This window comes from Salinimicrobium maris (assembly GCF_049680855.1).
In the GTDB taxonomy this organism is placed as follows: Bacteria; Bacteroidota; Bacteroidia; order Flavobacteriales; family Flavobacteriaceae; genus Salinimicrobium.
Genome location: NZ_JBMPGS010000007.1, coordinates 94,762 through 120,228 on the forward strand (window position 1 = coordinate 94,762; position 25,467 = coordinate 120,228).

Consider the following 25,467-nt stretch of genomic DNA (forward strand, 5'->3'; position numbering starts at 1 on the left):
ATTGAACTATGAAATATTTTAAAAGCAATTTTTTACTTATTCTCCTAATCATTTTAGGAGTTTCTTGTAAAGAATCCCAGAGTGATAACAGAAACACGGCACAAAATGTCGAGCAGGAGGAGGAGCCAATTGTAGCCAGTATTTTAAATGATGAGGAATCCTTCTATTATGTAAATTTTGAAAATTATCCTGAAAGGGATAAAAGCCTTCCTATAGGGGTTTTTGATTCTGGTACTGGTGGTTTAACTGTTTTAGACGCCCTTGTAAATTTTGATAAATACAATAATGGCAACAAAGAGCAAGGAAGTGATAACCTACCAGATTTTACTGCAGAAAAATTCATCTATCTCGCAGATCAGGCAAATATGCCCTACGGGAATTATTCCAGTGAAGAAAAAACAGCACTTTTAGTGGAGCACATCATTAAAGATACCCAGTTCTTACTTTCCAACAAATACTATAGGGAAGGGGAACAGGACTATCAGGAGGATAAACAACCTGTCAAATCTATAGTAATAGCTTGTAATACGGCTACAGCATATGGTAGTGAATTTATACGTGAATTCGTGGATCAAACTGGTATTGATCTAAAAGTAATTGGTGTTATTGATGCAGGAGCGCGAGGTACCCTCGCTACTTTTGAGAAGAATGAGAATGGATCCATAGGGGTTATGGCCACTGTAGGCACTATTGCGTCCAAGGGATATGAAAACACCCTCTTAAAAGTGAAGAATGAGTTGGGTTATACTGGTGACATTCAGGTTTTTAACCAGGGAGGACACGGAATTGCCGAAGCAGTGGACGAAGAACCCGACTTTATAAACCGGGAGTTGGATGAGCCCCGGGAGGATTATCGTGGACCTTCATTGGACAATGCGGAATTCCGAATAGATAAAACTTTAATGGACGTATATAATTTTGATTTTGACCATGGGAAAATGTTGTGCGACAATAAAAACACAGATGATTGTCAAATACTTCAAATCAATGATTCAGAAAATTATGTAAGGTATCATTTGGTTAGTCTTCTGGAAAAGATAAGAACGGCAGAGAATCCCCAGCCTCTAAAAGCCATCGTTTTAGGCTGTACACATTATCCCTATCTTACTTCTGAAATAGATGAGGTACTGGATGAATTGTACAATTATCAAAAGGACGGAGAATATATCTACCGTGAGTTTATGCAGGAGGATATTTCAATTGTAGATCCTGCGGTAAACGTGGCAGACGAGCTTTATTTGTATATGAAGGAACAGGATCTATTTAATCCAGCCGGGGACATGAATAACTCTGAATTTTACATTAGCGTACCCAATACTAAAAATCCAAATGTGAAGGTAGATGAAAAAGGGCGTTTTCCCTATGAGTACAAGTATGGAAGAACAGAGGGGGAAATTCAGGAATACGTGCAGGTGGTACCTTTTAGTAAAAATAATATTTCTGAAGAAACTCTGGACCGATTTAAAAGTTCCATTCCTCAAACCTATAGTTTAATTGAAGAGTTTAACCGTTCAAACCCAAAAGCTGGTTACCTGCAAACTTCAGCTAGAATTCAATAGAATGAGAAAAATAAAAAGAAATAGTCGTCATATTTTAGTGGCCTCTTTTGCCCTTTTTTTCTGCACTGCTTTAAAAGCTCAAAATGACCTGGATCTTCTTATAACAGGAGCTAAAGTTTTCCTTGGTAAGGATTTTAAAAACTTAGATGTAGGTATAAAGGGAGAGAAAATAGTTTACGTAGGTGTTTCACAGAAAAAAATGAGTGCCAACCACTCTGTAGACGGCAGTGGTTTCATACTTTCCCCCGGTTTTATAGACCCACACACTCATTTAACTTATGATCTTTCCAGGGAAGATCGCAAGGAAAACCTGCCTTACCTTATGCAGGGGGTAACTACTATAGTAACAGGGAATGATGGTTCCAGCCCGATCTTTATTGGTGATAAGCTTCAGGAATGGGAAAAGAACGGAATAGGTACCAATGCGGCATTACTTATAGGACATGGTTCGGTAAGAAAAGAGGTATTGGGACTTGATGATGTACAACCTACCGCAGGGGAGCTGGAGGAAATGAAATCTTTGGTTGCCCGCGCAATGGAAGAAGGAGCCTTTGGGATTTCCACAGGATTGTTTTATTCTCCGGGAAGTTATTCGAATACAGAAGAAGTTATTGAACTCTCCAAAGTAGCTTCAAAGTACGGAGGGATCTACGATACCCACATGAGGGATGAAAGCAGTTATACTATAGGTCTTATAAAATCTATAGAGGAGGTTCTCGAAATTGCAGAAAAAGCTTCAATTCCGGTACATATTTCCCACATAAAAGCCTTAGGAAAAGATGTATGGGGCAAAAGTGATGAAGTAATAAAGATGATAGAAGATGCACAGCAACAGGGATTGGAGGTAACTGCCAATCAATATCCTTACCCTGCATCTAGGACAAATCTAATTTCGGCAGTTATTCCCCGTTGGGCAGAAGATGGTGGGTATAAATCCCTATTACAACGATTTGACGACAATTCAATTCGGGACAGTTTACAGGCAGGGATTAAGGAAAATATCAGGAGAAGGGGAGGTCCCGAAACTCTTGTCTTTTCTTCTGCTGAAGATTCTTTACTGAATGGCCGTTCCCTCGAAGAAATTGCAGAAAGCTGGCAAATTAATCCTTCTCAAGCCGTGATAAAAGCCCTGCGAGAGGATGAAGGTATAAGAGTCGTCAGTTATAACATGACTGATGAAGATCTCCGAAACTTCATGCGTCAAGATTGGGTTATGACCGGGTCTGACGGCACTTCCGGACACCCCAGGAAATATGGTTCTTTCTCTGTAAAAATGAGAAAATTCTATGGGGAAGATAAAATTATGGATCTGCCATTTTTACTCCACAATCAGTCTGCTCTGGTGGCAGAGACCTTCGGAATTGAAAAAAGGGGAAAAATAGAAGAAGGTTATTATGCCGACCTGATTCTTTTTAAACCGCAAGAGGTAAAGGATCGTGCTACTTTTGACGAGCCATCACAACTTTCCAGCGGAATGTTCCTGGTGGTGGTGAATGGAAAAGTAGTCATTAAAGACGGGGAATTTATAGGAGAACTTGCTGGAAAATCTTTGCGTAAAAAACAGAATAAGAAAAATCAAACAAAAAAATAATGATTAAAAAATTCAAATTGCTAACCTACTTGTTTATTGCGATAAGTGTAGCGGGGTGTGCTGATTTTAAATTATTTAAAGAAACTGATTCCAGTGGAAAAACAGCCATTGCAAAAAAAGGAATGGTGGTGACCGCTCATCCAGAAGCTTCCAGGGTGGGTTATGAAATTTTAAAGGATGGAGGTAATGCCATAGACGCTATGGTAGGAGTACACTTTGCCCTTGCCGTGGTATATCCATCTGCGGGGAATCTCGGTGGTGGCGGCTTTTTGATGTACAGGGAAAATACAGGAGAGATTTCTTCCCTGGATTTTAGGGAAATGGCTCCGGGAGCAGCGCATGAAGATATGTATCTGGATGAGCAGGGCAATGTAATTGATGGGGAAAGTTTATATGGGCAAAAAGCATCCGGGGTGCCAGGTTCTGTGGATGGCATGTTTACAGCACATGAAAAATTGGGATCAATGCCTCTGGAGAGGTTAATAGACCCCGCCATTCAATTGGCACAAGAAGGATTTAAAATTACTGCACACCAGGCCGGGAACTACAATAATTTAAAGGATAGGTTTTTAGAAAACAACCGAAATCCTGGTACGGTTACTTTAATCAAAAACGAAGAGTGGCAGGAAGGTGATCTTCTGGTCCAGGAGGATCTGGCCAGGACCCTTACCCGCATAAAAGATAATGGAAGGGCAGGTTTTTATGAAGGAGAAACTGCAGAACTGCTTGTTGCAGAAATGAAGGCAGGGAATGGGATAATCACTATGGAAGACCTAAAGAATTATAAATCTGTATGGAGGGAACCTGTTACAGGGAATTACCGAGGTCATAAAGTATATAGTATGGCACCTTCCAGTAGCGGTGGCATTGCCTTGATTCAACTTCTGAAAATGTCGGAACATTTTCCGTTACGGGATTATGGTTCCAAAACAGCCACAACAATTCATCTAATGACAGAGATGGAAAGAAGGGTTTATGCAGACAGGGCAGAGCATCTAGGTGATTCCGATTTTTGGGATGTGCCATTTAATGAACTTTTGAATGATAATTATATAACAGATAGAGTAAATGAAATTAATCTGGAGAGTTCAACTAACAGTGAGAACGTAAGGCCAATGGAATTGGATAATATTACTGAAAGTGAAGAAACCACGCATTATTCAATTATTGATACCGAAGGAAATGCGGTATCATTGACCACCACTATAAATTCGGCATACGGATCTAAAGTTTTTGTAGAAGGGGCAGGCTTTTTAATGAATAATGAAATGGACGATTTTAGCAGCAAACCCGGAGTCCCTAATAAATATGGTTTATTGGGAGGGGCTGCAAACTCGATACAGCCTGGGAAACGAATGTTAAGTGCCATGACACCAACCATTGTTGAGAAAGATGGGGAGTTGTATATGGTGGTTGGTACACCTGGCGGATCTACTATTATTACTTCAGTTTATCAAACTATAGTAAATGTAATAGACCATAATATGAGTATGACAGAAGCCGTTTCAGAAAAGAGGTTCCATCACCAATGGAAACCAGATCAAATTTTCATTGAAGAAGGCGCTATAGAAGAAAATGTCATCAATGAATTAAACAGTATGGGGCATAAGGTAAAAAGGCGAAGCTCTATAGGAAAGGTTGATGCCATTTTAATTAGGCCAAATGGTTCTTTTGAAGGTGCCGCAGATCCTCGTGGGGATGATTGGGCTATTGGTCTATAATGATTTTAGAAAAATTTTTCCCGATTTAAAAAACATCATTTTGAAAAAAGTTGTCATTATTGGTGGTGGGATTTCTGGTTTATGTTCCGCCTACTATTTAGTTAAAGAAGGATATGAGGTAACTCTTCTGGAGAAGAAAGATTTATCAGAAGGAGCCTCCGTCGTTAATGCAGGATATAACACACCCCGTCATATAATTCCACTAGCGGCCCCTGGAATGGTAAACCAGGGATTAAAGTGGATGTGGAAAAGTACAAGTCCATTCTACATTAAACCGAGATGGGATCTTGAATTTTTTGATTGGGCATGGAAATTTAAAAAGTCGTCCACTAAAGCCCATGTGGAGCGATCAATTCCTGTTTTGAAAGAAATCAGTCTTAAAAGCAATACACTTTATGAAGAAATTCTTGAAACTGTGGATTTTGATACACATTATAGGAAAGATGGACTTCTAACAGTATTCCAAACAGAAAAAGCTAAAAAGACAGAAATTGAAAAAGGGAAAAAGATCCAATCCGAAAACCTTGATGTGGAAGTACTGTCCAAAAATGAAGTTTTGGACATGCAACCTGTTCTTGATGAAAAAATCTTAGGTGCAGTTTATTATAAATGTGATGCCCATTCTACTCCAGGTGACTTCATAAATCGCTTTGGTGATTGGCTGGCAAGGAATGGGGTCAATTTAAATTTTAATGAAGAAGTCACAGAGCTGGTAAAAGAAGGAAATAACATAATTGGAGTTAAAACGAATAGTACATATTACGAAGCCGATTTATTCGTGCTAGCGGCTGGCAGTTGGTCTCCCCAACTTGCCAAAAAGCTGGGGTTAAATATTCCTATTCAGGGAGGAAAAGGTTATAGCCTGGATGTCTTTAGGGAAACCGGTATAACTTTACCGGCCATATTAGCCGAATCGAAAGTGGCCGTCACGCCAATGAACGGATTTACCCGGTTTGCAGGTACCATGGAATTTTCTGGGAACAATAATATTATTAGAAAAGAGAGAGTGAGGGCAATAGCAAGAGCAGCACAAAATTATTATAAGAATATCGAACTCACCGGAAAAGAAATGGAAAGCGCCCGATCAGGTTTACGTCCAGTTTCTCCTGATGGGTTACCCTTTATTGGTAAAACTTCCCATTATGATAATCTTATTATAGCGGCAGGTCATGCTATGATAGGATGGAGTCTCGGAGCAATAACAGGAAAATTAATTAGTCAAATTGCTACAAACCAAAAGCCTTTAGTAAATCTTGATCCATTTAAACCCGAAAGATTCTGAAAAAATTAAAAGGAGTTTCTTGACCATCAAATATGCTGAGGACAATATTAAACGGTCTTTTTAGTGGAAGGGGAAGAGTTCACTGATCATATAAAGGAAATGCTTGAATGGAATATAAAGGATACGGACTTCTCCAAGACAGATAATCAGCAGAAAAAAACGTAACAAGATCTTTGGAGGGGATGAAGGAAGAGGTCCTGAGATCATGATGAGCAGCGACTAGTTCTTGGTTTTGACTTCATGCAACTGAGTTTAGGTTTCCGTGCATCTGGCACGGACCCATATAGGCAAAAGAAACACTATTCCATACTTAAGGAGAATCAAGTTCCATTTCAATTCAGAGTTTAAAATTTTCAAAGGTAGAACTTAAATTAATTCGCGAATCGCAAATCGCGAATAGTAAAATATTCCCTTATAATTGGTTAATCAATGATATAAAAAGATGAAAGAGCACAGAAGAATGCGTCCTCACGACATTGTAATTCTTTTAAAGATAGCAGGGAAAATGAGATTTGACAGATAATGAATGAATTGCAGCCACAGTGGATAGTATTTAGACTGACCTAAAAGCCTTGACTTCGAAAAATGATTCCGTAGATTCAACCCAGCTTTTTAAAAATTTTCTTTAAAGATTTATTTTCTTTTGAAACCGGTGTGCGAGTAGGTGCATTTTTAATAGTGTTATAATTATAAGGTTTGCCGTCAGGGCGGAGTACCAGACCTGAAGTAATGAATAAATTTTTCAGGGTCATGTTATTATTAGGATAAGTTTTGGTAAGATAATCATAGAACTCCCTGCAACTAGGGCCATCCATTTTTAAATGAAGCTTTGATTGGTGGCTTTTCCAATCTTTCAATAAAACATTTTTAAAATCTTCAAGAGAGGTTTTGTCCTGATCTATCAGGTCATACCGTACCAATTCATTGTACAGTTCAGTCGCCTGTCTTTCCGAAATTGAGATATTAAAATTTTCAGGAGATCTTTTAATAATTTTTTTTGGTGTACCCGTAAAGGAAACTTTGAATTTTTCTGTCCAGGAAAAATGACAAAAAAGAAATCCGGGAATAAAAACTGCAGGTATTAGTATCTGGAAGAATAGGTTACTATGCTCAATGGAGTTATAGGAATAAAAAACTAGATGCATTACACCCAATCCTACTAGGTGAAAAAGTAGACGTGGTTTTTCTAAATTCTTGTTCCATTGGATAGGCTCATTTAAGAAATGATGTAATATCTCTGGAACAATATGAATTGCTAATCGCCCATAGGTGTAGATAAAACAAAGGCTGGCCAGGTATTGAATGAGATCAATTTTCATAATCCATTTCCAGCTCTGGAATTAAGTAAGCTGCCTCCTTTTTCTTCTTGTCTACAATTTTCGCATAAACTTGAGTAGTCCTAATTTCTTTATGCCCAAGAACCTTAGAAACAGTATAAATGTCTGCTCCATTCTCCAGGAGGAGAACGGCATGAGTATGCCGGGCACTATGGAATGTGATGTGCTTAGTAATACCGGCACGCATACACCATCTGAGAATTTCTGCATTAAAATGCGCACCGTATTTTAATCCCTGGAACACCCGATCATTTTCTCGTTTTCTCTTTCCTAAAAGTTGTCGTGCCTGTCCGGAAATAAACTGGTACTCCTGACCAGAAGTCTTTTTCTGCTTAAAAACCAGACGTGTTTCATTTTCTTCATCCCGAACCTCAGACCAGGTAAGCTTATTTATATCGCTCCATCTTAAACCTGTTAAACAACTGAACATAAAGGCTGATTTCAAAATTGGATGCTTGCAATGCGCTTTTGCCATTGCCTGAAGCTCTTCAAGAGTTAGATGCTCTCTTGAGGTTTCGCCCTGAGCAAAACCTTTTACCGTGGTAGCGAAGTTTCTACGGGTATATCCATCTTCAAAGGCTTGCCTTAATGCTGCTTTAAATTTATTGTAGTAGGTGTATTTAGAATTTTGAGATAGCCCCGTATTGGACTTGGTCTGTGCTTTTGTATTTAAATACTTTTTAAAACCTATGACAAATTCTTCATCAATGTCCTCAAAGGTTACTTTTCTTTTTTTACAGTAGTCTTCTATATGATTTTGAGCTGCATCCCAATTGTCATAGTTGCCCTTACTCTCATAACGTTCTTCTTTCAGTTTATCATAATAGGTGAGGAAAAGCAATTTGTCTTTTGATCTGTCTTTAATACCGTACTTTCCCTGGGCGTATTCTGCCCTTCGGATAGATAGTATTTGTTCAGCCTTAAAAGTGTCTCGGCATTTTCCTTTTTTTCAGAAGGTGTTTGTGGTGAAATATATAGGTACTCCTTTAGATATTCAAATTCCCTATTGTTTTTCGATTTTCCATTCTGATCAATAACCTTTCCTTTATAATAATCTATATAAAGACTATACTTCCCGGTTGTCAACTTCTTTTTTCTAAGATTAATTTTCATAACTCCAGCTTTTTATAAAGATAAAATAAAAAGAAATATGAGGTGCACAAAATGCACCTCAAGAGTGAAATTTAACATCGGGGTGCACTTGAGGTACAAAATGGGGTGCACAATGATGTATAATAGGAAAATACAGAACTTAATTTAAACCTTGTTAAGTCCCGATAACAGTGAGTTTTAGTGTCATTTAATATCAAATGATATCAAATAAAATGTGCTGTTTATTTGCCAATACAAAAATTAGCAAAAATATTTCCTAGCAAATCATCATTGGTAATCTCTCCGGTGATCTCGCCAAAATGATAAAGCGCCTGACGAATATCAATAGCAAGTAAGTCACCACTCAGGTTTGTATTCAGGCCTTCCTGTACTTTATTAATTTCTTCCAGGGCTTTTAATAATGAATTATAATGCCTGCTATTGGTAACGATGGTATTATTGTTTCGCAGTTCACCGGTATTTACATATTCAAGTAGCTTTTGCTGAAGTTCCTCAACACCTGTTCCCGTCTTTGCCGAAATTGGAAGGTAATCCGAACCTTTTACTGATCCTAGGTCATCCTCCAGTTGTTCAATTTGATTTTCAGAAAGTTGATCTGTTTTATTGGCTACAATGATTAGAGGCTTCTGGGGGAACTGGTTCTTTATTTTTGCAATTTCAACTTTAAATTGGGATCCTTGAGAAGTAAATTTTGCTGCATTGAGTAGAAAAATCACAACCTGCGCTTGACTAATCTTTTCAAATGTCCTTTTGATCCCAATGCTTTCTACCACATCTTTCGTTTCCCTGATTCCGGCAGTATCAATGAAACGAAAACCAATTCCGCCAATAGAAATTTCATCTTCAATGGTATCTCTTGTAGTTCCGGCAATTTCACTTACAATGGCTCGCTCCTCGTTTAAAAGGGCATTTAAGAGGGTAGATTTCCCTACATTAGGCTCACCCACAATAGCCACAGGAATGCCATTTTTAATAACATTTCCTACAGAGAATGAATCCACGAGTTTCTGGAGAACTTTTTGAATTCTTAGTACAAGTTCCTGAAATTGATCGCGATTTGCAAATTCCACATCTTCTTCGGCAAAATCCAGTTCCAGTTCAATGAGAGAAGCAAAATTTAGCAGTTCCTCCCGAAGCTTTTTGATCTCATTTGAAAATCCACCGCGCATTTGTTGCATGGCAAGTTGATGGGAAGCCTGGTTTTCAGAAGAAATAAGATCGGCTACGGCTTCTGCCTGACTTAAATCCATTTTTCCATTGAGAAAGGAGCGTAGGGTAAATTCTCCCGCTTCTGCAGATCGACAGCCTTTTCTTACCAATAACTGTATAATTTCCTGCTGAATGTACGGACTCCCATGACAGGAAATCTCTATGGTATTTTCTCCGGTATATGATTTTGGGCCATGAAAAATTGAAACTAGCACCTCGTCCATAATCCTTTGCTGGTCTACAATGTTACCCAGGTGCAATGTGTGGGAAGGCTCCTGGGCAATATTTTTTTTACTTTTTGCCTTAAATAATGGCGCCACAATAGAAATGGCGTCGGGTCCGGAAACCCGAATTACTGCAATAGCACCGGCACCTGCCGGTGTAGCTAAAGCTACAATGGTGTCATTTAATTTCATGTTTCAAAGGTAGCCTTTAATGTGGAAAATTTAAAGTAACGCCAATTTGTGAAATGAGATGTTGAAATTGCATTTTTGAAAATTATTGACAAAGCTTGTAACAAACTTTGCTCATCTTCGTCATATTAGTACTATGTAAAACAAACTACTCTGAGATTTGAAGATACAAAAGCATAAAAATTTAAATAATCGAACTATGGAAACTACAAATAACACAGCTATGAGAGAAGACAGACAATTGCTAATAATCACCCATTTAAGTCAACTATTGGATTTGGTCACCGGGATTGGTGGATTTATCGTGCCGCTGGTCATTTGGTTGACGCAGAGAGAAAAAATCCTGGGAATGGATGCCCACGGTAAAATGATCATTAACTTTCAAATAAGCATGTTCATTTACAGCATTATTGCCATACCGTTAATGTTATTGTTTGGTCTGGGAATTTTGATCTTCATAGCGGTAGGTATTATAGTTTTGATCTTCCCTATCATCAACGCGATCAAAGTCAGCAACGGTGAAATACCCTATTATCCACTTACTATAGAAATTCTAAAGTAGAAGAGAGTGGTAAATAGCCAATATGGAAGGGCATTTAAAAATGACATTTTTGCTCCTTCTTTTAAATTTAAAAATTAAGGTGAGAAATGCCGTTTTTGGAATTCCATTCCTCTATAATAAAAAAGCCCTGTTCAGAATTCTGAACAGGGCTTTTTTAATCTTATGAATATATTTTCTTCGGAAATAAGAACCCTAAGAATTCAGCATCACCGGCATCACAAGCATGGTTACTTTTTCTCCTTCGTCAAGACCGTCTACAGGAGTAAGAATTCCGGCGCGGTTTGGCAGACTCATTTCAAGTTGAACTTCATTTGCGTTCAGGTTTGAAAGCATTTCAGTTAAGAAACGCGAGTTAAAACCTATTTGCATATCATCACCCTGGTAAGAACAGGTCAAACGTTCTTCGGCTTTGTTGCTGTAATCAACATCTTCGGCAGAAATATTCAATTCTGCCCCGGCAATTTTCAACCTTACCTGGTGTGTGGTTTTGTTTGAGAAAATAGATACCCTTTTAACCGAACTTAGAAATTGCCCTCTGTCGATCACCAGTTTATTCGGATTTTCCTTCGGAATTACAGCTTCATAATTAGGATACTTTCCGTCGATAAGTCGGCAAACAAGCGTAGTATCGTCAAAGCTGAATTTTGCATTTGATTCATTGTACTCGATCAATACGTCACTATCTGCACCCGAAAGAATTCCTTTTAAAAGGTTCAATGGTTTTTTAGGCATGATGAATTCCGCAGTTTGTGAAGCCGCAATATCTTCCCGGGAATATTTTACGAGTTTGTGAGCATCTGTAGCCACAAAAGTGAGGTTCTCTGGAGTGAATTGAAAAAATACTCCGCTCATTACAGGTCTTAGATCATCATTTCCAGAAGCAAAGATCGTTTTGCTAATAGCAGTCGCCAAAACATCTCCCTGCAATTGGGTACTGCTTGGATCTTCAAGATTTACTGCCTTTGGGAATTCTTCGCCACCGGCATAAGCCAATGCATATTTTCCATGATTTGAACTCAGCTCGATCGTATTGTTATCTTCCACTACAAAAGTGAGCGGTTGCTCCGGAAAAGTTTTCAACGTTTCCAGTAAAAGACGGGCAGGAACAGCAATTTTTCCCTGGGAATCTGATTCTACTTTTAATTTTGTAGACATGGTAGTTTCCAGATCAGAAGCTGAAACTGTAAGTTCATCCTCATCAAGATCGAAAAGAAAATTGTCCAGGATTGGAAGCGTATTATTGTTGTTAATGACCCCTCCAAGTATTTGAAGCTGTTTCAGCAAATAGGTGCTTGATACAATAAATTTCATTGGCTTTTAGTATATTGTTCTAACTACAAATATATCTTAATCATTCAAAAATGCCTTTTTGAGTGGTAGTTTTTTATTAACAGAAATAATTAAATCAAGCTCAGGAAGTTGCTGTATTTCAGCAAGTTAATTGTATAAAACTAAAGAATTGTTAATAAACCGAAATAGATGCTGCGGAAGAGAGAAAAAGCAGGCTTTTCGGGAATTTTCCAATCCGGGAAAGAAATGCCACCCTTTTATTTCTTTATGTATTTCCTCTTTCGGAAGTAAAGGAAGCCAGTCGCGAAAACTGCCAGAACAAGTACCGGAAGAAGCACATTTATCACTTGCCATAAAAGCCTTTCATTATCGGCTTTTTGAAGATCCAGGAAGGCGATAGAAACCTGTTTTGACCTAATATCTATCAGCCCATTATCATCAAGCAGGTAATTTACGGCATTCATTAAAAACTCCTTGTTGCCGTAGGTGTTGCCGGTATATTGATCAAAACCGAGTTCCAGTGGCGTTCCGCGTTGCAATTCATTCTTAATTACATTTCCGTCGGAAATAATCAGCATCTTGGTTTCTTTTCCTTGTTCTACGGGATTTTTAACTGAAAAAGGTTTTATGCGGTTTTTATAAACGGATCTAAATTTTCCTTCTAAAAGAACTGCAAATGGCTGCTCACCGGCGGTAAATTCTGAAATATGCGGTTCTGCTTTAATTTGCTCCAGGCTTATTTGCGCCGGTGTACCTTCCAATTGTGTAGAAGGAGAACTGGATAGCAAAACAGTTTTTTTGATATTGTTAAAAAGCGTATCAATGGGACTTGCATATTCAAATTTAACTGCTTCAATATTATTAATGATCGAGTGCTCACCTGGTGAGGAACTCAGCGGATAATAAAACCACGGATATGGATTGAAACTGGTGTTATTTCCGCTGCCGCTCGCCAGAATAATAGGCGCTGAAAAAATATCTTTTACGAGCACGGGATTTATTCTTACTCCATATTTAAAGAAGTAATCGTCGAGATTGAGATCTCTTGGCAGTGCAAAAGCAGCGCCGGAAGGAGAGAATAAACTGTCTGTTTCCATAGCCACCTGGTCCACCAGCCACAGTGCTTTTCCGCCGTTCATGGTGTACTGGTCGAGCACAAATTTTTCTGCTTCTGTGTAGGCTTCTGTAGGCTTGGCCTCAATGATTAGATCGTATTCCTGCAAATCGTTCAATGTCTTCTGCGGATCACTGGCCACAGAATCTAGCGTAAAAGGTGCAATAAAATAATAATCCTGAAGGCTTTTTATGAAATCTGCGATAAATGCGTCTTCCAGTTCTCCGTTTCCGCGCATCACAGCCACTTTTTTTCTCTTTGGGTTTACCAGCTTGCTAAAAGCATCGGCAAAGGCATATTCCAGTTGTTGTACCGAATTTTCTACTCTTTCTTCGGTCGTAGCGCCAATTTTATTCTTCAGAAGAGGGATGGCAACCGTTTGGTTTCTATAATTTGCCATCGCCCAGGGAAAAATAATAGCCTCTGAAGAGCGGCCATTTTCCACCACGTTGATTCGCGCCGGGGTCATTCCCATTTCATAAAATTCCGTAGCAATTTGATTGGCATCACCACCTTCCGCCAGCGGATTGACAAAATTGAATTGTATACTTGAGTTGTAGGCTTCAAATTCTTCGAGCAGCTGCCTTGTTTCTATTTGTAGTTTCCGAAATTCGGGTGGAAAATCCCCTTTTAGGAAGACATCAATAATAATGGGAGTTTCGACATCCGCAATAATCTCCTTTGCGGCAGGGGAGAGGGTGTAGCGCTCATCTTCCGTGAGGTCATAACGATCAAAAAAGTTGTAGGAAATGACATTTATTAACAGTAGCACTGCAAAAAGACCAATTCCCTTGATCATATTTGATCTTTTCTTTTTCACTTTCCGGACTTATTAATGCTGAATTTTGTGAGGGCAAGAAAAAAAATAATAAAACTTATAAAGTAAATGAGGTCTCGCGTGTCTATGACTCCGCGGCTTATGCTGTCGTAATGCGCCCTTATACCAACTTCTGAAATTCCGAAGCCGCCAACTTCAAAAACATTAATATTTGCAAGCGCTTCAAAACCAAAGAAGCTAATAAAGCTTAAGAAAACACCCAGAATAAAAGCGATGATTTGATTCTCTGTAAGACTGGAAGTGAAAATTCCAATGGAGGCATAACAGCTTCCCAGGAAAAACAGGCCCAGGTAAGATCCTGTCGTTGCGCCGGCATCCAGATTTCCTTCGGGTTTGCCGAGTTCATATATGCTGAAAACATAGACCAATGTTGGTAATAATGCGAGAATTAGCAGGACGAGTGTTCCGAAATATTTTCCTAAAACCAACTGCCATTTTGAAATGGGTTTTGTTAGTAATAGCTCCAGCGTTCCCATTCTTTTTTCTTCGGAAAAGCTTTTCATAGTTACCGCCGGGATCAGGAAAAGAAAAATCCACGGCGCAATAGTGAAAAATGGTGAAAGATCTGCAAAACCGCTGTCCAGGATATTGTAGCTGCCTTGAAAAACCCATAGAAATAAACCACTAACCACCAAAAATAAACCTATTACCAGGTAACCTATGGGTGAAGAGAAAAAGGAATTAATTTCTTTTTTTAAAATGGCGTACACTTACTTAGATCTTTGCAGTTGTTCTTTTTTGTTTCTTATCTTTTTCTTTCAACTAACAGGCCAAAATTGCATTAATCCAGTTTTTCGAGTCGGTCGACACTCCAGGCTTCTGGTTTCCCGGCAAATTTAGATTTGGTTTCCTGCCAGACTTCTTTAAAAAGTTGAGAATGCCGGTAATTTTCCAAAGCAGTTTCATCTTGCCAGAAACTATAAGTAAAAAAAATGTTTTGCTCATTTTTATCTCTATACAGCTCCAGGCGATCACAACCTTTATAGCCTCTTATCTTCTCTTTATTACGGTCAAATAATTCCAGGAAACTTTCTGTTTCCTTAGGGTCAAAGATCATTTTCACTATTCTTATGAGCATGTTTACTTTAGTTAAGATTCAAAATTTATAGTTACTGTGTCTCTGTACTCTAGGCCAAACAAACTTGAGGCGCTGCCCACTGTACTGGGGTTGCTTTTATAGATCGCCAGCTCAATGTAACCTCCTGAATTGAAAATGGCAAGTTTCTTACCATCTTCGCGATTCACTTTTTCCACATTGAAATTGATAGCATCACTATAGGTTTCAAAGATTTCAGTAAAGGTAGCCGTGCGAGCGCGTATGACAAAGTTTCTTCCTTTCCCCACCTTATCAAATAATTTACGGGTGATATTTGTAATAACATTCCCATAATTGTCAATATAAAGAACATTTCCTTTGATCTGGTTCAATTCTGTGTTGCAGTAAGGCTCAGTTTCTTTAAGTTGCTTAATATCTGTGATCGTTTTTCCAATTACTTCCAATGTGCCGCCACGCGCAAGATGACCAGCGACTTTTACAAAAACATCAAGCACAGGAAAGTTAGTGTCAACCTTGTTATGAATATTGATTTCCACGATCTTTTCGGGTACATATTCTGAAGCAATTAGGGAAAGAATTCCATTATTAGCGCAGATGAAATAATGGCCGTCAAGTTTTAGAGCGATGTGACGATTCTCCGGCGTTAGTTCAGAATCTATCCCTATAATGTGAATCGTACCCTCCGGAAAGCTTTTATATGCATTTTTTATAATGTAGGAAGCTTCAGTAATATGAAAGGGTGCGACGGAGTGGGAAATGTCTACAATTTTTGCGGTATCGAGTTCGCTGTAGATTGCTCCTTTAACTGCCCCTGCAAAATGATCTTTTTCTCCAAAATCTGTTGTTAAAGTTATAATGGGCATGGACAATTCTTGAAATAATTTTATTAACTTAAACCTTTATTTTTGCTAAGTTTGTAATGCAAATCTAAAGATAAATAACGCAACATTTAAATAAAATCAACCGCCTTTTGAACGAACTTATTATCGAACTTTCGGAAATAAATCCCAGGGAATTTTTCGGACAACATAACGTAAATATTGAACTGCTCAAAAAGTATTTTCCGAAGTTAAAAATTGTTGCCCGCGGTAATAAGATCAAAGTCTTTGGAGATGAGGATCTTCTGGAAGAATTTGACCGCCGTTTCAATATGTTGATGGATCACTTCGGAAAATTCAACAAACTTGATGAAAATTCCATTGAACGGGTTTTGACCAGCGAAAGTAAAGAAGATTATGAAACTTCTAACGAGAGTGGGGAAGTGCTTGTGCACGGGGTAAGCGGGCGACTTATCAAACCTCAAACCGCAAACCAGCGTAAGCTCGTAGAGCTCATGCGGAAAAATGATATGGTCTTTGCAATTGGGCCCGCAGGAACGGGAAAAACCTATACCGGCGTAGCGCTTGCAGTAAAAGCACTCAAGGAAAAGCAGGTAAAACGTATCATTTTGACGAGACCTGCAGTTGAAGCCGGAGAAAATCTTGGTTTCCTGCCCGGAGATCTTAAGGAAAAGCTGGATCCTTATATGCAGCCTTTGTACGATGCCCTTCGGGATATGATTCCGCCAGAGCGACTTGAAAATTTCATAGAAAATGGTACCATACAAATTGCGCCGCTTGCTTTTATGCGTGGTCGAACGCTAGACAATGCTTTTGTAATTCTTGATGAAGCACAAAATACCACGCATGCACAAATGAAGATGTTCCTAACGCGAATGGGAAAGAATGCAAAATTTATGGTGACGGGTGATCCCGGCCAGATTGATTTGCCAAGGCGCGTGATCTCCGGATTAAAAGAGGCCCTCCTGGTTCTAAAAGATGTAAACGGCGTAGGGATTATTTACCTGGACGATAAGGATGTGATTCGGCACAGGTTGGTTAAACAAATTATTGCCGCTTACAAGTCAATTGAAAATAATGAATAGAAATGCCATTTTTGAATCTTCTGTTGAAGGAAGATTCTGAAGTTGGAATGTTTTAGAAGATAAAAATGTGGCTTTAAAATCTGAAAAAGAAAATCTATATATGAGTACACTAACCAGAACAAATTATAACTTTTCGGGACAAAAGAATGTGTATAAAGGCAAGGTTCGGGATGTCTATACTTTGGAAAACGACCGGCTGGTCATGGTGGTGACAGACAGGCTTTCGGCCTTTGATGTGGTGATGCCAAAAGGAATTCCTTACAAAGGACAAATTCTGAATCAGCTCGCGACCAAAATGATGAAAGCGACCGAAGATATTGTTCCTAACTGGCTTCACGCCACGCCAGATCCTAATGTGGCTGTGGGAGAAAAATGTGAACCCTTTAAAGTGGAAATGGTAATTCGCGGTTATCTTGCCGGCCATGCTGCCCGTGAGTATAAGAATGGGAAACGTAAACTCTGCGGAATTAAAATGCCCGACGGATTAAAGGAAAACGAATCTTTTGGTGCTCCCATTATTACGCCTACCACAAAAGCAGAAAATGGCGCTCATGATGAAGATATTTCAAGAGAAGAGATCCTTTCCCGCGGACTGGTTTCCGAAGAAGATTTCAACGAATTGGAATATTACACCAAGCAACTCTTTTTGAGAGGTAGTGAAATGGCAAAGGATAATGGTTTGATTCTCGTAGACACAAAATATGAGTTCGGAAAAACGAAAGACGGTAAAATAGTGCTTATAGATGAAATTCACACGCCTGATTCTTCACGATATTTCTATGCAGAAAACTATCTTCAGCGATTGGCTGAAAATAAACCTCAAAAGCAGCTTTCTAAAGAATTTGTAAGGGAATGGCTAATGGAAAATGGTTTTCAAGGCAAAGAAGGGCAGGAGATACCCAATATGTCTGAAGAATATATCAATTCAGTTTCAGAAAGATATATTGAACTTTACGAGCAAATTACCGGTGACAAATTTATAAAAGCGGATATTTCAAATATTGAAGAAAGAATAAAAAACAATGTAGAAGATTACTTAAAAAAGTAACTTTTTCAGAAGTTTTTTAATTAGTAAAGTCCGCAGAATTTAAAATTCTGCGGATTTTTTGTTTCAGCATAAGAATTATTTTATTTCCAGAATTTCAAGATACTCCGGGCCTCCATCTAAAGGATAGCCAGAGATCTTTTGGCCCATTACCGTTACTTCTTCATTCAGGTAATCATTGAGGTTTACAGAATCACTTCTTACTGCATAAAATGTCTCAGAATTGGTGAGAGTATGTGTTCCGTATTGATAGGAAGTAATTCCCTGCTCCTGGATGGTACCGGTTATTTCCAGGTGGTTCTTAGACTTGTTTTGATTGCATGCTGCAGTCAAGAAAAGTAGTAAAGTGCCGGTAATTAAGTAGGTAAATAGCTTCATAGATTTCTCCCGTTTAAATTCAGAAATAAAAACAATCTGTAAAATGTCATTTTTGGATACTTATTCTTCATAACGTTTCAGCCGGTTTTGCAAATGTCTTACTTCCTCCTGAAGCCCGGAAACGCGCTGCAGTAAATTTGAGATGGCATCAATTCCTTCAAGGTTGATCTCAAGGTCGTAATGAAGCCGTATCATTTTTTCTACTTCCCCAACCTGCTCATGGAGCAGGACCTGCCGATTGTCTAAGGTAATGATTTCAACCAGCCCGTATTCATTTAAAGAATCAATGAAAGTTGGTTCAATGCGATGGCATGCGCAAAATTCTGTTATTGTGACGTATTGCTTAGGATCCATTTTTTCTGATGTTTTTTAGTTCCTGAAGTAATTCTTTTTCTCTGGCACTTAGATTGGTAGGTATTTGCAGTTTGTAATTTATAAACAAATCGCCAAACTGTCCTTCTTTTTTATACCTCGGAAATCCTTTTCCTTTTAATTTTACCGTGGTTCCGTTCGGAGTTTCAGGTTTTACTTTTAATTTGGCTTTTCCGTCAAAAGTCTCTACAATGATCTCGCCGCCGAGAGTAGCGGTAAAAATATCCAGGTCAACGTCCTTATAAAGATTAGCACCCTCTCTTTTAAATGCTGTATCATTAAGAATAGCAAAAGTGATAAAAAGATTGCCGTTAGGGCCGCCATTCATTCCTTCACCGCCATACCCCTGAATTTTTATGGTCTGGCCGTTTTCAACTCCTGCGGGAATGGTAAGTCGTATATTTTTCCCATTGACCGTGAGCGTGTGCTTTTGAGAACGATAAACATCTGAAAGGTTTAGGCGCAATTCAGCATTAAAATCCTGTCCTTTAAATTTTGTACCGGCCCCTCGTCCTGTTGGTCCCGATGCCCTTCCACCAAACATAGATTCAAAAAAATCAGAAAACCCCGCATCTTCAAACCCCGAGAAATCGGCACTTCCTTCAAATCCTCCTGTACTGCCTGCGTATTGCCGTTGATATTGGTTTTGCTGCTGTTTTGCTCTTTCATATTCTTCGGCATGTTGCCAGTCTTTTCCATACTGGTCATATTTTTTCCTTTTTTCAGGATCTATTAGAACCTCATGTGCCTCGTTGATTTGCTGAAACTTTCTTTGCGCTTCAGTATTGTTCGGGTTTAAATCCGGGTGATATTTACGGGCCAGTTTTCGGTAAGCCTTCTTGATATCATTTTTTGTAGCGCTTTTGTCAAGTTCAAGAAATTTGTAGTAGTCAATAAACTCCATTTTACGGCTAAAATTAAGGTTGATGTATCTCAATATTTGACTATTAAAGATAAAAGTTTCAACTTAAAAATATATAAAGGATTTGCTAAGAATTTAAGAATAAGTGACGGGGGTTATTACGCAAAAATAATTGAGAAAAAACTTTTTTAACTATTCCATAGGACCGCATTTTTTTACATTTGTTTTTAAAAAAGGTTTTGCTAATTTTAGAATATGAAAAATCTACAGATCAAAACCTTCGCCGATTACAAAAAAGCCTACAAAAAAAGTACTGAAGACCCTGAAGCTTTCTGGGATGAAATAGCAGAAACTTTTCTATGGAAGAAAAAGTGGGATAAAACCCTGGAATGGGATTTTGCCAAACCTGAAGTGAAATGGTTCCAGGGAGGAAAACTGAATATAACAGAAAACTGCCTGGACAGACATCTGGAAACTCTTGGCAACAAGACCGCTATAATTTGGGAGCCTAATGACCCGGATGAGGAGAGCCGATATATCACCTACAGGCAACTTTTTGTAAAGGTTTCCAAGTTTGCCAATGTACTTAAAAACAATGGTATTAAAAAAGGAGATAAGGTGTGTCTTTATATGCCCATGATCCCTGAACTGGCTATTGCCATGCTTGCCTGTGCAAGAATTGGTGCAGTTCATTCTATAGTGTTTGCAGGTTTTTCAAGCACCGCTATAGCAAATCGTATTAACGACTCTGAATGCAAGATGTTGATCACGGCCAATGAAGTATACAGAGGCTCAAAAAGAGTAAATCTTAAAAGTATTTGTGATGATGCGCTTGAAAAAACTTCTTCGATAGAAACGGTGATCGTCTATAGAAGGACGGTAGAACCAACTGCTATGAAAGAGGGAAGGGATAAATTTTGGTTTGATGAACTACAGAAGGTAGAGAATGAATGTCCTGCCGAAGAAATGGACGCCGAAGATATGCTGTTCATATTATATACTTCCGGGTCAACCGGCAAACCAAAGGGAATGGTGCATACCACCGGCGGTTATATGGTAGGAACCACCTATAGTTTTGAAAATGTTTTTCAAATGGATAAGAACGATGTCTACTGGTGTACAGCAGACATTGGCTGGATTACCGGCCATTCATATATCATTTATGGCCCACTGGCTGCCGGTGCAACCACGGTTATGTTTGAAGGGATACCCAGCTTCCCAGATTACGGAAGGTTTTGGGAAATATGTGATAAATTAAATGTAACACATTTTTATACCGCTCCCACTGCCATTCGCGCCCTGGCTAAACAGCCTTTAAAATTTGTCGAGAAGCATGATCTTTCTTCTTTAAAGGTGTTAGGTTCTGTGGGGGAGCCTATTAATGAGGAAGCCTGGCACTGGTACAATGATAACATAGGAAAAGGGAACTGTCCTGTTGTGGACACCTGGTGGCAGACAGAAACAGGAGCTATTATGATCTCACCACTCGCGGGAATTACTCCCGGAAGGCCAACTTTTGCTACTTTACCATTGCCTGGTGTACAGCCGGCTTTAATGGATGAGCAGGGAGAAGAAATTACCAACCTTCATGAAAAAGCGGAAGGAAGACTGGCAATTAAATTTCCATGGCCTTCTATTGCACGCACCATTTATGGAAACCATGATAGATATAAGGAGGTCTATTTCTCTACTTATCGAAATAAATATTTTACCGGAGACGGGGCCTATCGCGATGCGACCGGAAATTATAGAATTACCGGAAGGGTAGATGATGTGGTAATTGTTTCTGGGCATAATTTGGGTACCGCGACTATTGAAAATGCCATTGATGAACATACCGCTGTTGTGGAAAGCGCAGTCGTTGGATTTCCACATGATGTGAAAGGAAATGCCTTATATGCCTATGTTATTCTATATGATGAAGTAGAGCCTTCTGAAAAGCTGAAAAAAGAGATTAAAGAATTGGTTTCGGGTACTGTAGGTCCCATTGCCAAACCAGATAAAATTCAATTCGTAAGCGGATTGCCGAAAACCCGAAGTGGTAAAATTATGCGTAGAATTCTGCGGAAAATAGCCTCAGGCGATGCAGGTGATCTTGGAGATATTTCCACGCTACTAAATCCTGAAGTAGTTGAAGAAATTAAAGCCGAAGCGCAAACTGTGTAGATATAATCATCTTGAGTATTTAAAAAGGCGGAATTTCTTCTGCCTTTTTTATTCATCCAGGTTTAGCTCGTAATCGCTCATCATTTCTTCCAAAACTTCTTCAGTTTGTGAAAAATGGGGTTTTGATGTTCTTTTTCTTTCTACTTTTTTAAAGTAAGGAATTATCTCTCCGGTTTCATATAGTTCAGGGATCATGGGGTGAACATAATAGCTGCGACAAACGCTTCTGGTGTTTCCAAGAGCATCGGCGGCGGCATCGTACGACTCCAGGATATTGGATTTTCGTTCTTTTTCTATTTCGGAATGACCTATCTTTCGAAGATGTTCAAAAAAAATCTTTGTGGCGCTCCATGTTCTGAAATCTTTAGCTGAATAAATTTCCCCGCATACGTTCTGGATATATTCATTTACCATCCCACTGTCAATGGAATGTTTTTGACCATTTTCATCATAATATTTAAAAACCTCCCAACCTGGAATTTCTTCGCATTTATTAACCAGTTGAATCAACTTTTTATCCTGTAAGGTAATTGAATGTTCTTTTCCCTTTTTTCCTACGAAATTGAATTTCATTTTTCCCTTGGAAACCTGTACATGGCGCTTTCTTAAAGTGGAGAGTCCGTATGATTTATTTTCTTTGGCATAGCAATCATTGCCAATTCTAATATGGGTTTCTTCCATGAGCCGAATGATAAGTGCCAGAACTTTTTCCTGGGGCATCTTTGGAAGGTCAAGGTCATTGTCTACCTGCTCCCTTATTTTTGGCAGCACTTTACCAAAAGCTGCCATTTTGAAAAACTTGGTTTGGTTTCTTATTTCTCCCCAGTGAGGATGATATAAATATTGTTTTCGTTGCTTGGTATCTATTCCTACGGCCTGGAGATGACCGTTATCCAACTGGCAAATCTTTACATCCTCCCAGGCCGGTGGAATCACGAGCTTATCAAACCTTTCTATCCGTTTTGAGTTTGTAATTTGTCTTCCCCTATTGAAATAAAGGAAAGATTTTCCTTTTTTCTTACGTTCAATACATAATTCCTCTTCCGAAACGTAAAGTAGTTTCGCGAGTTCTGCAGCTTTACTGGGTTGAGATATAAGCTCTTTTACCTCTCTGGTAGACAGGGACATGTGTAATTCTTTTTTGATAAAGATAATTGCCTGATCTCGCTTATAGTTTTAAATAAATGTGAAATTTAAAGAAAAAGCCTCTTTTCAGAAGAAAAGAGGCTTAACTATTAAAATATTTTTTACTAATCGAAATAACTGAAGCTATCTCCTTCTCTAATTTGAAGGATACTCTCGTAAATGAGTTTTATCACGTTCTCAACATCATCGCGATGCACCATTTCTACCGTGGTGTGCATGTACCGAAGCGGAAGGGAAATTAGGGCAGAAGCCACACCGCCATTGCTGTAAGCAAAAGCATCGGTATCTGTACCGGTCATTCTGGAAGATGCCATTCTCTGGAAAGGAATGTTTTTCTTTTGCGCGGTTTCAATTAACAGGCTTCTCAATTTATTCTGAACCGCAGGCGCATATGAAATTACCGGTCCGTCCCCGATTTTTGTATGTCCGTTGGTTTTTTTCTCGATCATTGGAGTAGTTGTATCGTGAGTAACATCTGTCACGATGGCTACGTTAGGCTTAATGCGTTGTGTGATCATTTCGGCGCCTCTTAAACCTATTTCCTCCTGAACCGAATTGGTAATGTACAATCCAAAAGGCAACTTTTTCTTGTTTTCTTTAAGTAGACGTGCCACCTCGGCTATCATGAATCCGCCAACCCTGTTATCAAGTGCACGGCAAACGAACTTGTTGTCATTTAAAATAAAAAATTCATCGGGATAGGTTATGACACACCCCACATGAACTCCTAATGCCTCTACTTCTTCCTTAGAGGAGCAGCCAACGTCAATACTTATATTATCGGGCTTTGGAGCTTGTTCTTTTTCTTTATCACGTGTATGAATAGCAGGCCATCCAAAAACCCCTTTTACAATACCTTTTTGGGTGTGGATATTTACTCTTTTTGAAGCCGCGATTTGGTGGTCGCTTCCACCATTCCTTATAACATATATAAGACCATCATCGGTAATATAATTTACATACCATGAGATCTCGTCTGCATGTCCTTCTATTACTACTTTATATTTTGCTTTTGGATTAATTACTCCTACTGCAGTACCGTAGGTATCTGTAATAAATTCATCTACATAAGGTTTCAGGTAATCCATCCATATCTTTTGACCTTCCCACTCGTAACCTGTAGGAGCGGCATTGTTCAGATATTTCTCAAGAAACTTTATTGATTTGTCGTCTAAGATGCTTTCTTTTCCCATTCATTATGATTTTGCACGAATTTAATAAGAAATATATAGTTTACAACCGCTAGTTATGTAATTTTGGAATGATTTCTGTACAAAAACCTGAAATGAAAAACTTGAAGTATATACTTTTCATCGCCGCAGTTTTACTTTCGGGAACAGGCTTTGCGCAGCATCAGGTTCCTGAACAGGATACTGTTCAAAAAGAGTATATGATCATTGAAGGAGATTCCATTCCGCGGGAATTCATAGATTTGGAGGAAGTTCTCATTTTAGAGAAACTTAAATTTGACAATGAGCAGGAGAGAAGAAGGTATTTGATCCTAAGGCATAAAACGCATAAAGTATATCCTTATGCAAAGTTGGCTTCGGAAAGACTTGTAGAACTTAATAGCAGGTTAGAGCAAATAGAAGGTCGAAGAGATAGGAAAAGATACACGAAAATTGTGCAGAATTATATTGAAGACCAATTTGCAGCCGAGTTGAAGAAATTAACTCGCACCGAAGGTCAGATTCTTGTAAAATTAATTCACCGCCAAACTGGAACCACAACTTTTGATCTCATAAAAGATCTAAAGAGTGGATGGAGGGCTTTTTGGTATAATACCACTGCCAGCTTTTTTGATATTTCACTAAAGGAGGAATTTCAACCAGAACTAAACCAGGAAGATTATCTTATAGAAGATATTCTTCAAAGAGCATTTCAAACCAACAGGTTGGAAAAGCAGCCAACAGCACTGGATTTTGATTTCTTAGAACTTACAGATAAATGGAAGTCTTCTAAAAAACAGACTAATTCCAAAGCGGGATAGTATTAGGAGAGAATAAGTCATGGCCGCTTATTTATATAGGTTATTTTATCCCGTAAATAGGTGCTGTATAATACTATTATATATATGTATTTTGATTTGGGCGTTGCTTTTTCCTGCTTTGGCGGGAAAAATGCCGGGCTTTACGCTTGTAGTCTCGAAAAAGATCGGGAGCTACCGCTTCAATCCCTAACGCAGGAGTTCTATGGGCTAGAGTGTATGTAAGATTTGCAGCTTTCGAATGGGTGAAAATATTAGCATTCCAAAAAAAATTTGAAATCTCCCCTTTCTGAATGTTCATGTTTCCAGGGGTTTAGGTTTTAGGGCAGATAATTTCCTAAAGAAATCTAAATTTTTATGAATTTGAGGCTTGTGTAATTAAAAAACGGGTGTATATTTGCACCCGCTTTGAGAAACAACAAAGGCATAAGCTAAACGTTGTGAGCTCAGCAGGGGCGGAGGTTTAAAGCGAAAAAGTTCTCTGAAAAATACTTGAAATTT

24 protein-coding genes are annotated in these 25,467 nt (G+C 38.7%); 9 read left to right on the forward strand and 15 right to left on the reverse strand.

Features of this window, described 5'->3' with window-relative positions; translation table 11 throughout:
• Positions 1–8: 8 nt before the first annotated feature.
• The 4 genes from ACOV1Q_RS15670 to ACOV1Q_RS15685 are packed head-to-tail and all read left to right on the forward strand — an operon-like array spanning position 9 to position 6,153.
• Positions 9–1,559, forward strand: coding sequence for a glutamate racemase (locus ACOV1Q_RS15670; RefSeq protein ID WP_424495343.1), 1,551 nt, complete (start codon positions 9–11; stop codon positions 1,557–1,559).
• Position 1,560: 1 nt separating this feature from the next.
• A complete protein-coding gene (locus ACOV1Q_RS15675; RefSeq protein ID WP_424495344.1) occupies positions 1,561–3,150 on the forward strand; it encodes an N-acyl-D-amino-acid deacylase family protein in 1,590 nt (529 codons plus the stop codon).
• Positions 3,150–4,871, forward strand: coding sequence for a gamma-glutamyltransferase (ggt, locus tag ACOV1Q_RS15680; RefSeq protein ID WP_424495345.1), 1,722 nt, complete (start codon positions 3,150–3,152; stop codon positions 4,869–4,871). Before ACOV1Q_RS15675 ends, ggt begins: the two co-directional genes overlap by 1 nt.
• Positions 4,813–6,153, forward strand: a complete 1,341-nt coding sequence (locus tag ACOV1Q_RS15685) for an NAD(P)/FAD-dependent oxidoreductase (protein WP_424495346.1) — start codon at positions 4,813–4,815, stop codon at positions 6,151–6,153. Before ggt ends, ACOV1Q_RS15685 begins: the two co-directional genes overlap by 59 nt.
• Before the next feature lie 599 nt (positions 6,154–6,752).
• Here the strand turns inward: ACOV1Q_RS15685 and ACOV1Q_RS15690 are convergent.
• From ACOV1Q_RS15690 to mnmE, 4 genes are all read right to left on the reverse strand, one after another.
• Entirely contained in the window at positions 6,753–7,472 is a 720-nt protein-coding gene (locus ACOV1Q_RS15690; protein ID WP_424495347.1) for a hypothetical protein, read from the reverse strand.
• Positions 7,462–8,331: a tyrosine-type recombinase/integrase gene (locus tag ACOV1Q_RS15695; RefSeq protein WP_424495348.1), complete on the reverse strand. Its 870-nt coding sequence runs from the start codon at positions 8,329–8,331 to the stop codon at positions 7,462–7,464. Before ACOV1Q_RS15695 ends, ACOV1Q_RS15690 begins: the two co-directional genes overlap by 11 nt.
• Positions 8,301–8,603, reverse strand: a complete 303-nt coding sequence (locus ACOV1Q_RS15700; RefSeq protein ID WP_424495349.1) for a hypothetical protein — start codon at positions 8,601–8,603, stop codon at positions 8,301–8,303. Before ACOV1Q_RS15700 ends, ACOV1Q_RS15695 begins: the two co-directional genes overlap by 31 nt.
• A gap of 221 nt (positions 8,604–8,824) precedes the next feature.
• The gene (mnmE, locus tag ACOV1Q_RS15705) at positions 8,825–10,228 is read right to left on the reverse strand and encodes a tRNA uridine-5-carboxymethylaminomethyl(34) synthesis GTPase MnmE (RefSeq protein ID WP_424495350.1); all 1,404 of its coding nucleotides are present in this window, start codon (positions 10,226–10,228) and stop codon (positions 8,825–8,827) included.
• A gap of 220 nt (positions 10,229–10,448) precedes the next feature.
• On the opposite strand from mnmE, the gene ACOV1Q_RS15710 reads away from it, so the two are divergent.
• On the forward strand, positions 10,449–10,787 hold the full coding sequence (locus ACOV1Q_RS15710; protein ID WP_424495367.1) for a DUF4870 domain-containing protein: 339 nt from the start codon (positions 10,449–10,451) through the stop codon (positions 10,785–10,787).
• A 192-nt stretch (positions 10,788–10,979) separates the two neighbouring features.
• Here ACOV1Q_RS15710 and dnaN read toward each other — a convergent pair whose 3' ends face one another.
• From dnaN to ACOV1Q_RS15735, 5 genes are all read right to left on the reverse strand, one after another.
• The gene (gene dnaN / locus ACOV1Q_RS15715; RefSeq protein ID WP_424495351.1) at positions 10,980–12,098 is read right to left on the reverse strand and encodes a DNA polymerase III subunit beta; all 1,119 of its coding nucleotides are present in this window, start codon (positions 12,096–12,098) and stop codon (positions 10,980–10,982) included.
• Between the two features lie 236 nt (positions 12,099–12,334).
• On the reverse strand, positions 12,335–14,011 hold the full coding sequence (gldG, locus tag ACOV1Q_RS15720) for a gliding motility-associated ABC transporter substrate-binding protein GldG (RefSeq protein ID WP_424495352.1): 1,677 nt from the start codon (positions 14,009–14,011) through the stop codon (positions 12,335–12,337).
• The gene (gene gldF / locus ACOV1Q_RS15725) at positions 14,008–14,739 is read right to left on the reverse strand and encodes a gliding motility-associated ABC transporter permease subunit GldF (protein WP_424495353.1); all 732 of its coding nucleotides are present in this window, start codon (positions 14,737–14,739) and stop codon (positions 14,008–14,010) included. Before gldF ends, gldG begins: the two co-directional genes overlap by 4 nt.
• A gap of 71 nt (positions 14,740–14,810) precedes the next feature.
• Positions 14,811–15,107: a putative quinol monooxygenase gene (locus ACOV1Q_RS15730; protein ID WP_424495354.1), complete on the reverse strand. Its 297-nt coding sequence runs from the start codon at positions 15,105–15,107 to the stop codon at positions 14,811–14,813.
• Positions 15,108–15,118: 11 nt separating this feature from the next.
• The gene (locus tag ACOV1Q_RS15735; RefSeq protein ID WP_424495355.1) at positions 15,119–15,949 is read right to left on the reverse strand and encodes an SAM hydrolase/SAM-dependent halogenase family protein; all 831 of its coding nucleotides are present in this window, start codon (positions 15,947–15,949) and stop codon (positions 15,119–15,121) included.
• A gap of 107 nt (positions 15,950–16,056) precedes the next feature.
• On the opposite strand from ACOV1Q_RS15735, the gene ACOV1Q_RS15740 reads away from it, so the two are divergent.
• Together ACOV1Q_RS15740 and ACOV1Q_RS15745 are read left to right on the forward strand one after the other, a co-directional pair.
• Positions 16,057–17,010 carry a PhoH family protein gene (locus tag ACOV1Q_RS15740; protein WP_424495356.1) on the forward strand — a complete coding sequence of 318 codons (954 nt, stop codon included), beginning with the start codon at positions 16,057–16,059 and terminating at the stop codon, positions 17,008–17,010.
• Positions 17,011–17,110: 100 nt separating this feature from the next.
• On the forward strand, positions 17,111–18,058 hold the full coding sequence (locus ACOV1Q_RS15745) for a phosphoribosylaminoimidazolesuccinocarboxamide synthase (RefSeq protein WP_424495357.1): 948 nt from the start codon (positions 17,111–17,113) through the stop codon (positions 18,056–18,058).
• Positions 18,059–18,133: 75 nt separating this feature from the next.
• Here ACOV1Q_RS15745 and ACOV1Q_RS15750 read toward each other — a convergent pair whose 3' ends face one another.
• Genes ACOV1Q_RS15750 through ACOV1Q_RS15760 form a run of 3 tightly spaced genes read right to left on the reverse strand, consistent with a single transcriptional unit; the run spans position 18,134 to position 19,709 of the window.
• Positions 18,134–18,433, reverse strand: coding sequence for a hypothetical protein (locus ACOV1Q_RS15750; protein ID WP_424495358.1), 300 nt, complete (start codon positions 18,431–18,433; stop codon positions 18,134–18,136).
• 60 nt (positions 18,434–18,493) lie between these two features.
• Positions 18,494–18,787, reverse strand: a complete 294-nt coding sequence (locus ACOV1Q_RS15755; protein WP_424495359.1) for a chaperone modulator CbpM — start codon at positions 18,785–18,787, stop codon at positions 18,494–18,496.
• Complete coding sequence (locus ACOV1Q_RS15760) at positions 18,777–19,709, reverse strand: DnaJ C-terminal domain-containing protein (protein WP_424495368.1); 933 nt, start codon at positions 19,707–19,709, stop codon at positions 18,777–18,779. The genes ACOV1Q_RS15755 and ACOV1Q_RS15760 overlap by 11 nt, the downstream gene beginning before the upstream one ends.
• A 213-nt stretch (positions 19,710–19,922) precedes the next feature.
• On the opposite strand from ACOV1Q_RS15760, the gene acs reads away from it, so the two are divergent.
• A complete protein-coding gene (gene acs, locus ACOV1Q_RS15765; RefSeq protein WP_424495360.1) occupies positions 19,923–21,833 on the forward strand; it encodes an acetate--CoA ligase in 1,911 nt (636 codons plus the stop codon).
• A 48-nt stretch (positions 21,834–21,881) separates the two neighbouring features.
• Here acs and ACOV1Q_RS15770 read toward each other — a convergent pair whose 3' ends face one another.
• Entirely contained in the window at positions 21,882–22,961 is a 1,080-nt protein-coding gene (locus ACOV1Q_RS15770) for a DNA topoisomerase IB (protein WP_424495361.1), read from the reverse strand.
• A gap of 122 nt (positions 22,962–23,083) precedes the next feature.
• Positions 23,084–24,172, reverse strand: coding sequence for a M42 family metallopeptidase (locus ACOV1Q_RS15775; protein ID WP_424495362.1), 1,089 nt, complete (start codon positions 24,170–24,172; stop codon positions 23,084–23,086).
• A gap of 92 nt (positions 24,173–24,264) precedes the next feature.
• Between ACOV1Q_RS15775 and ACOV1Q_RS15780 the strand changes: the two genes are divergently transcribed.
• Entirely contained in the window at positions 24,265–24,969 is a 705-nt protein-coding gene (locus tag ACOV1Q_RS15780) for a DUF4294 domain-containing protein (RefSeq protein ID WP_424495363.1), read from the forward strand.
• 76 nt (positions 24,970–25,045) lie between these two features.
• Here ACOV1Q_RS15780 and ACOV1Q_RS15785 read toward each other — a convergent pair whose 3' ends face one another.
• Positions 25,046–25,267: a hypothetical protein gene (locus ACOV1Q_RS15785; RefSeq protein WP_424495364.1), complete on the reverse strand. Its 222-nt coding sequence runs from the start codon at positions 25,265–25,267 to the stop codon at positions 25,046–25,048.
• Positions 25,268–25,467: the final 200 nt, after the last annotated feature.

What these genes read in the sequence shown, in the direction of transcription:
- ACOV1Q_RS15670 (WP_424495343.1), top strand. Translation starts at nt 9, where the DNA reads ATGAAATATTTTAAAAGCAATTTTTTACTTATTCTCCTAATCATTTTA.
- ACOV1Q_RS15675 (WP_424495344.1), top strand. Translation starts at nt 1,561, where the DNA reads ATGAGAAAAATAAAAAGAAATAGTCGTCATATTTTAGTGGCCTCTTTT.
- ggt (WP_424495345.1), top strand. Translation starts at nt 3,150, where the DNA reads ATGATTAAAAAATTCAAATTGCTAACCTACTTGTTTATTGCGATAAGT.
- ACOV1Q_RS15685 (WP_424495346.1), top strand. Translation starts at nt 4,813, where the DNA reads ATGGTTCTTTTGAAGGTGCCGCAGATCCTCGTGGGGATGATTGGGCTA.
- ACOV1Q_RS15690 (WP_424495347.1), bottom strand. Translation starts at nt 7,472, where the DNA reads ATGAAAATTGATCTCATTCAATACCTGGCCAGCCTTTGTTTTATCTAC.
- ACOV1Q_RS15700 (WP_424495349.1), bottom strand. Translation starts at nt 8,603, where the DNA reads ATGAAAATTAATCTTAGAAAAAAGAAGTTGACAACCGGGAAGTATAGT.
- mnmE (WP_424495350.1), bottom strand. Translation starts at nt 10,228, where the DNA reads ATGAAATTAAATGACACCATTGTAGCTTTAGCTACACCGGCAGGTGCC.
- ACOV1Q_RS15710 (WP_424495367.1), top strand. Translation starts at nt 10,449, where the DNA reads ATGAGAGAAGACAGACAATTGCTAATAATCACCCATTTAAGTCAACTA.
- dnaN (WP_424495351.1), bottom strand. Translation starts at nt 12,098, where the DNA reads ATGAAATTTATTGTATCAAGCACCTATTTGCTGAAACAGCTTCAAATA.
- ACOV1Q_RS15730 (WP_424495354.1), bottom strand. Translation starts at nt 15,107, where the DNA reads ATGCTCATAAGAATAGTGAAAATGATCTTTGACCCTAAGGAAACAGAA.
- ACOV1Q_RS15735 (WP_424495355.1), bottom strand. Translation starts at nt 15,949, where the DNA reads ATGCCCATTATAACTTTAACAACAGATTTTGGAGAAAAAGATCATTTT.
- ACOV1Q_RS15745 (WP_424495357.1), top strand. Translation starts at nt 17,111, where the DNA reads ATGAGTACACTAACCAGAACAAATTATAACTTTTCGGGACAAAAGAAT.
- ACOV1Q_RS15750 (WP_424495358.1), bottom strand. Translation starts at nt 18,433, where the DNA reads ATGAAGCTATTTACCTACTTAATTACCGGCACTTTACTACTTTTCTTG.
- ACOV1Q_RS15755 (WP_424495359.1), bottom strand. Translation starts at nt 18,787, where the DNA reads ATGGATCCTAAGCAATACGTCACAATAACAGAATTTTGCGCATGCCAT.
- ACOV1Q_RS15760 (WP_424495368.1), bottom strand. Translation starts at nt 19,709, where the DNA reads ATGGAGTTTATTGACTACTACAAATTTCTTGAACTTGACAAAAGCGCT.
- acs (WP_424495360.1), top strand. Translation starts at nt 19,923, where the DNA reads ATGAAAAATCTACAGATCAAAACCTTCGCCGATTACAAAAAAGCCTAC.
- ACOV1Q_RS15770 (WP_424495361.1), bottom strand. Translation starts at nt 22,961, where the DNA reads ATGTCCCTGTCTACCAGAGAGGTAAAAGAGCTTATATCTCAACCCAGT.
- ACOV1Q_RS15775 (WP_424495362.1), bottom strand. Translation starts at nt 24,172, where the DNA reads ATGGGAAAAGAAAGCATCTTAGACGACAAATCAATAAAGTTTCTTGAG.
- ACOV1Q_RS15780 (WP_424495363.1), top strand. Translation starts at nt 24,265, where the DNA reads ATGAAAAACTTGAAGTATATACTTTTCATCGCCGCAGTTTTACTTTCG.
- ACOV1Q_RS15785 (WP_424495364.1), bottom strand. Translation starts at nt 25,267, where the DNA reads ATGAACATTCAGAAAGGGGAGATTTCAAATTTTTTTTGGAATGCTAAT.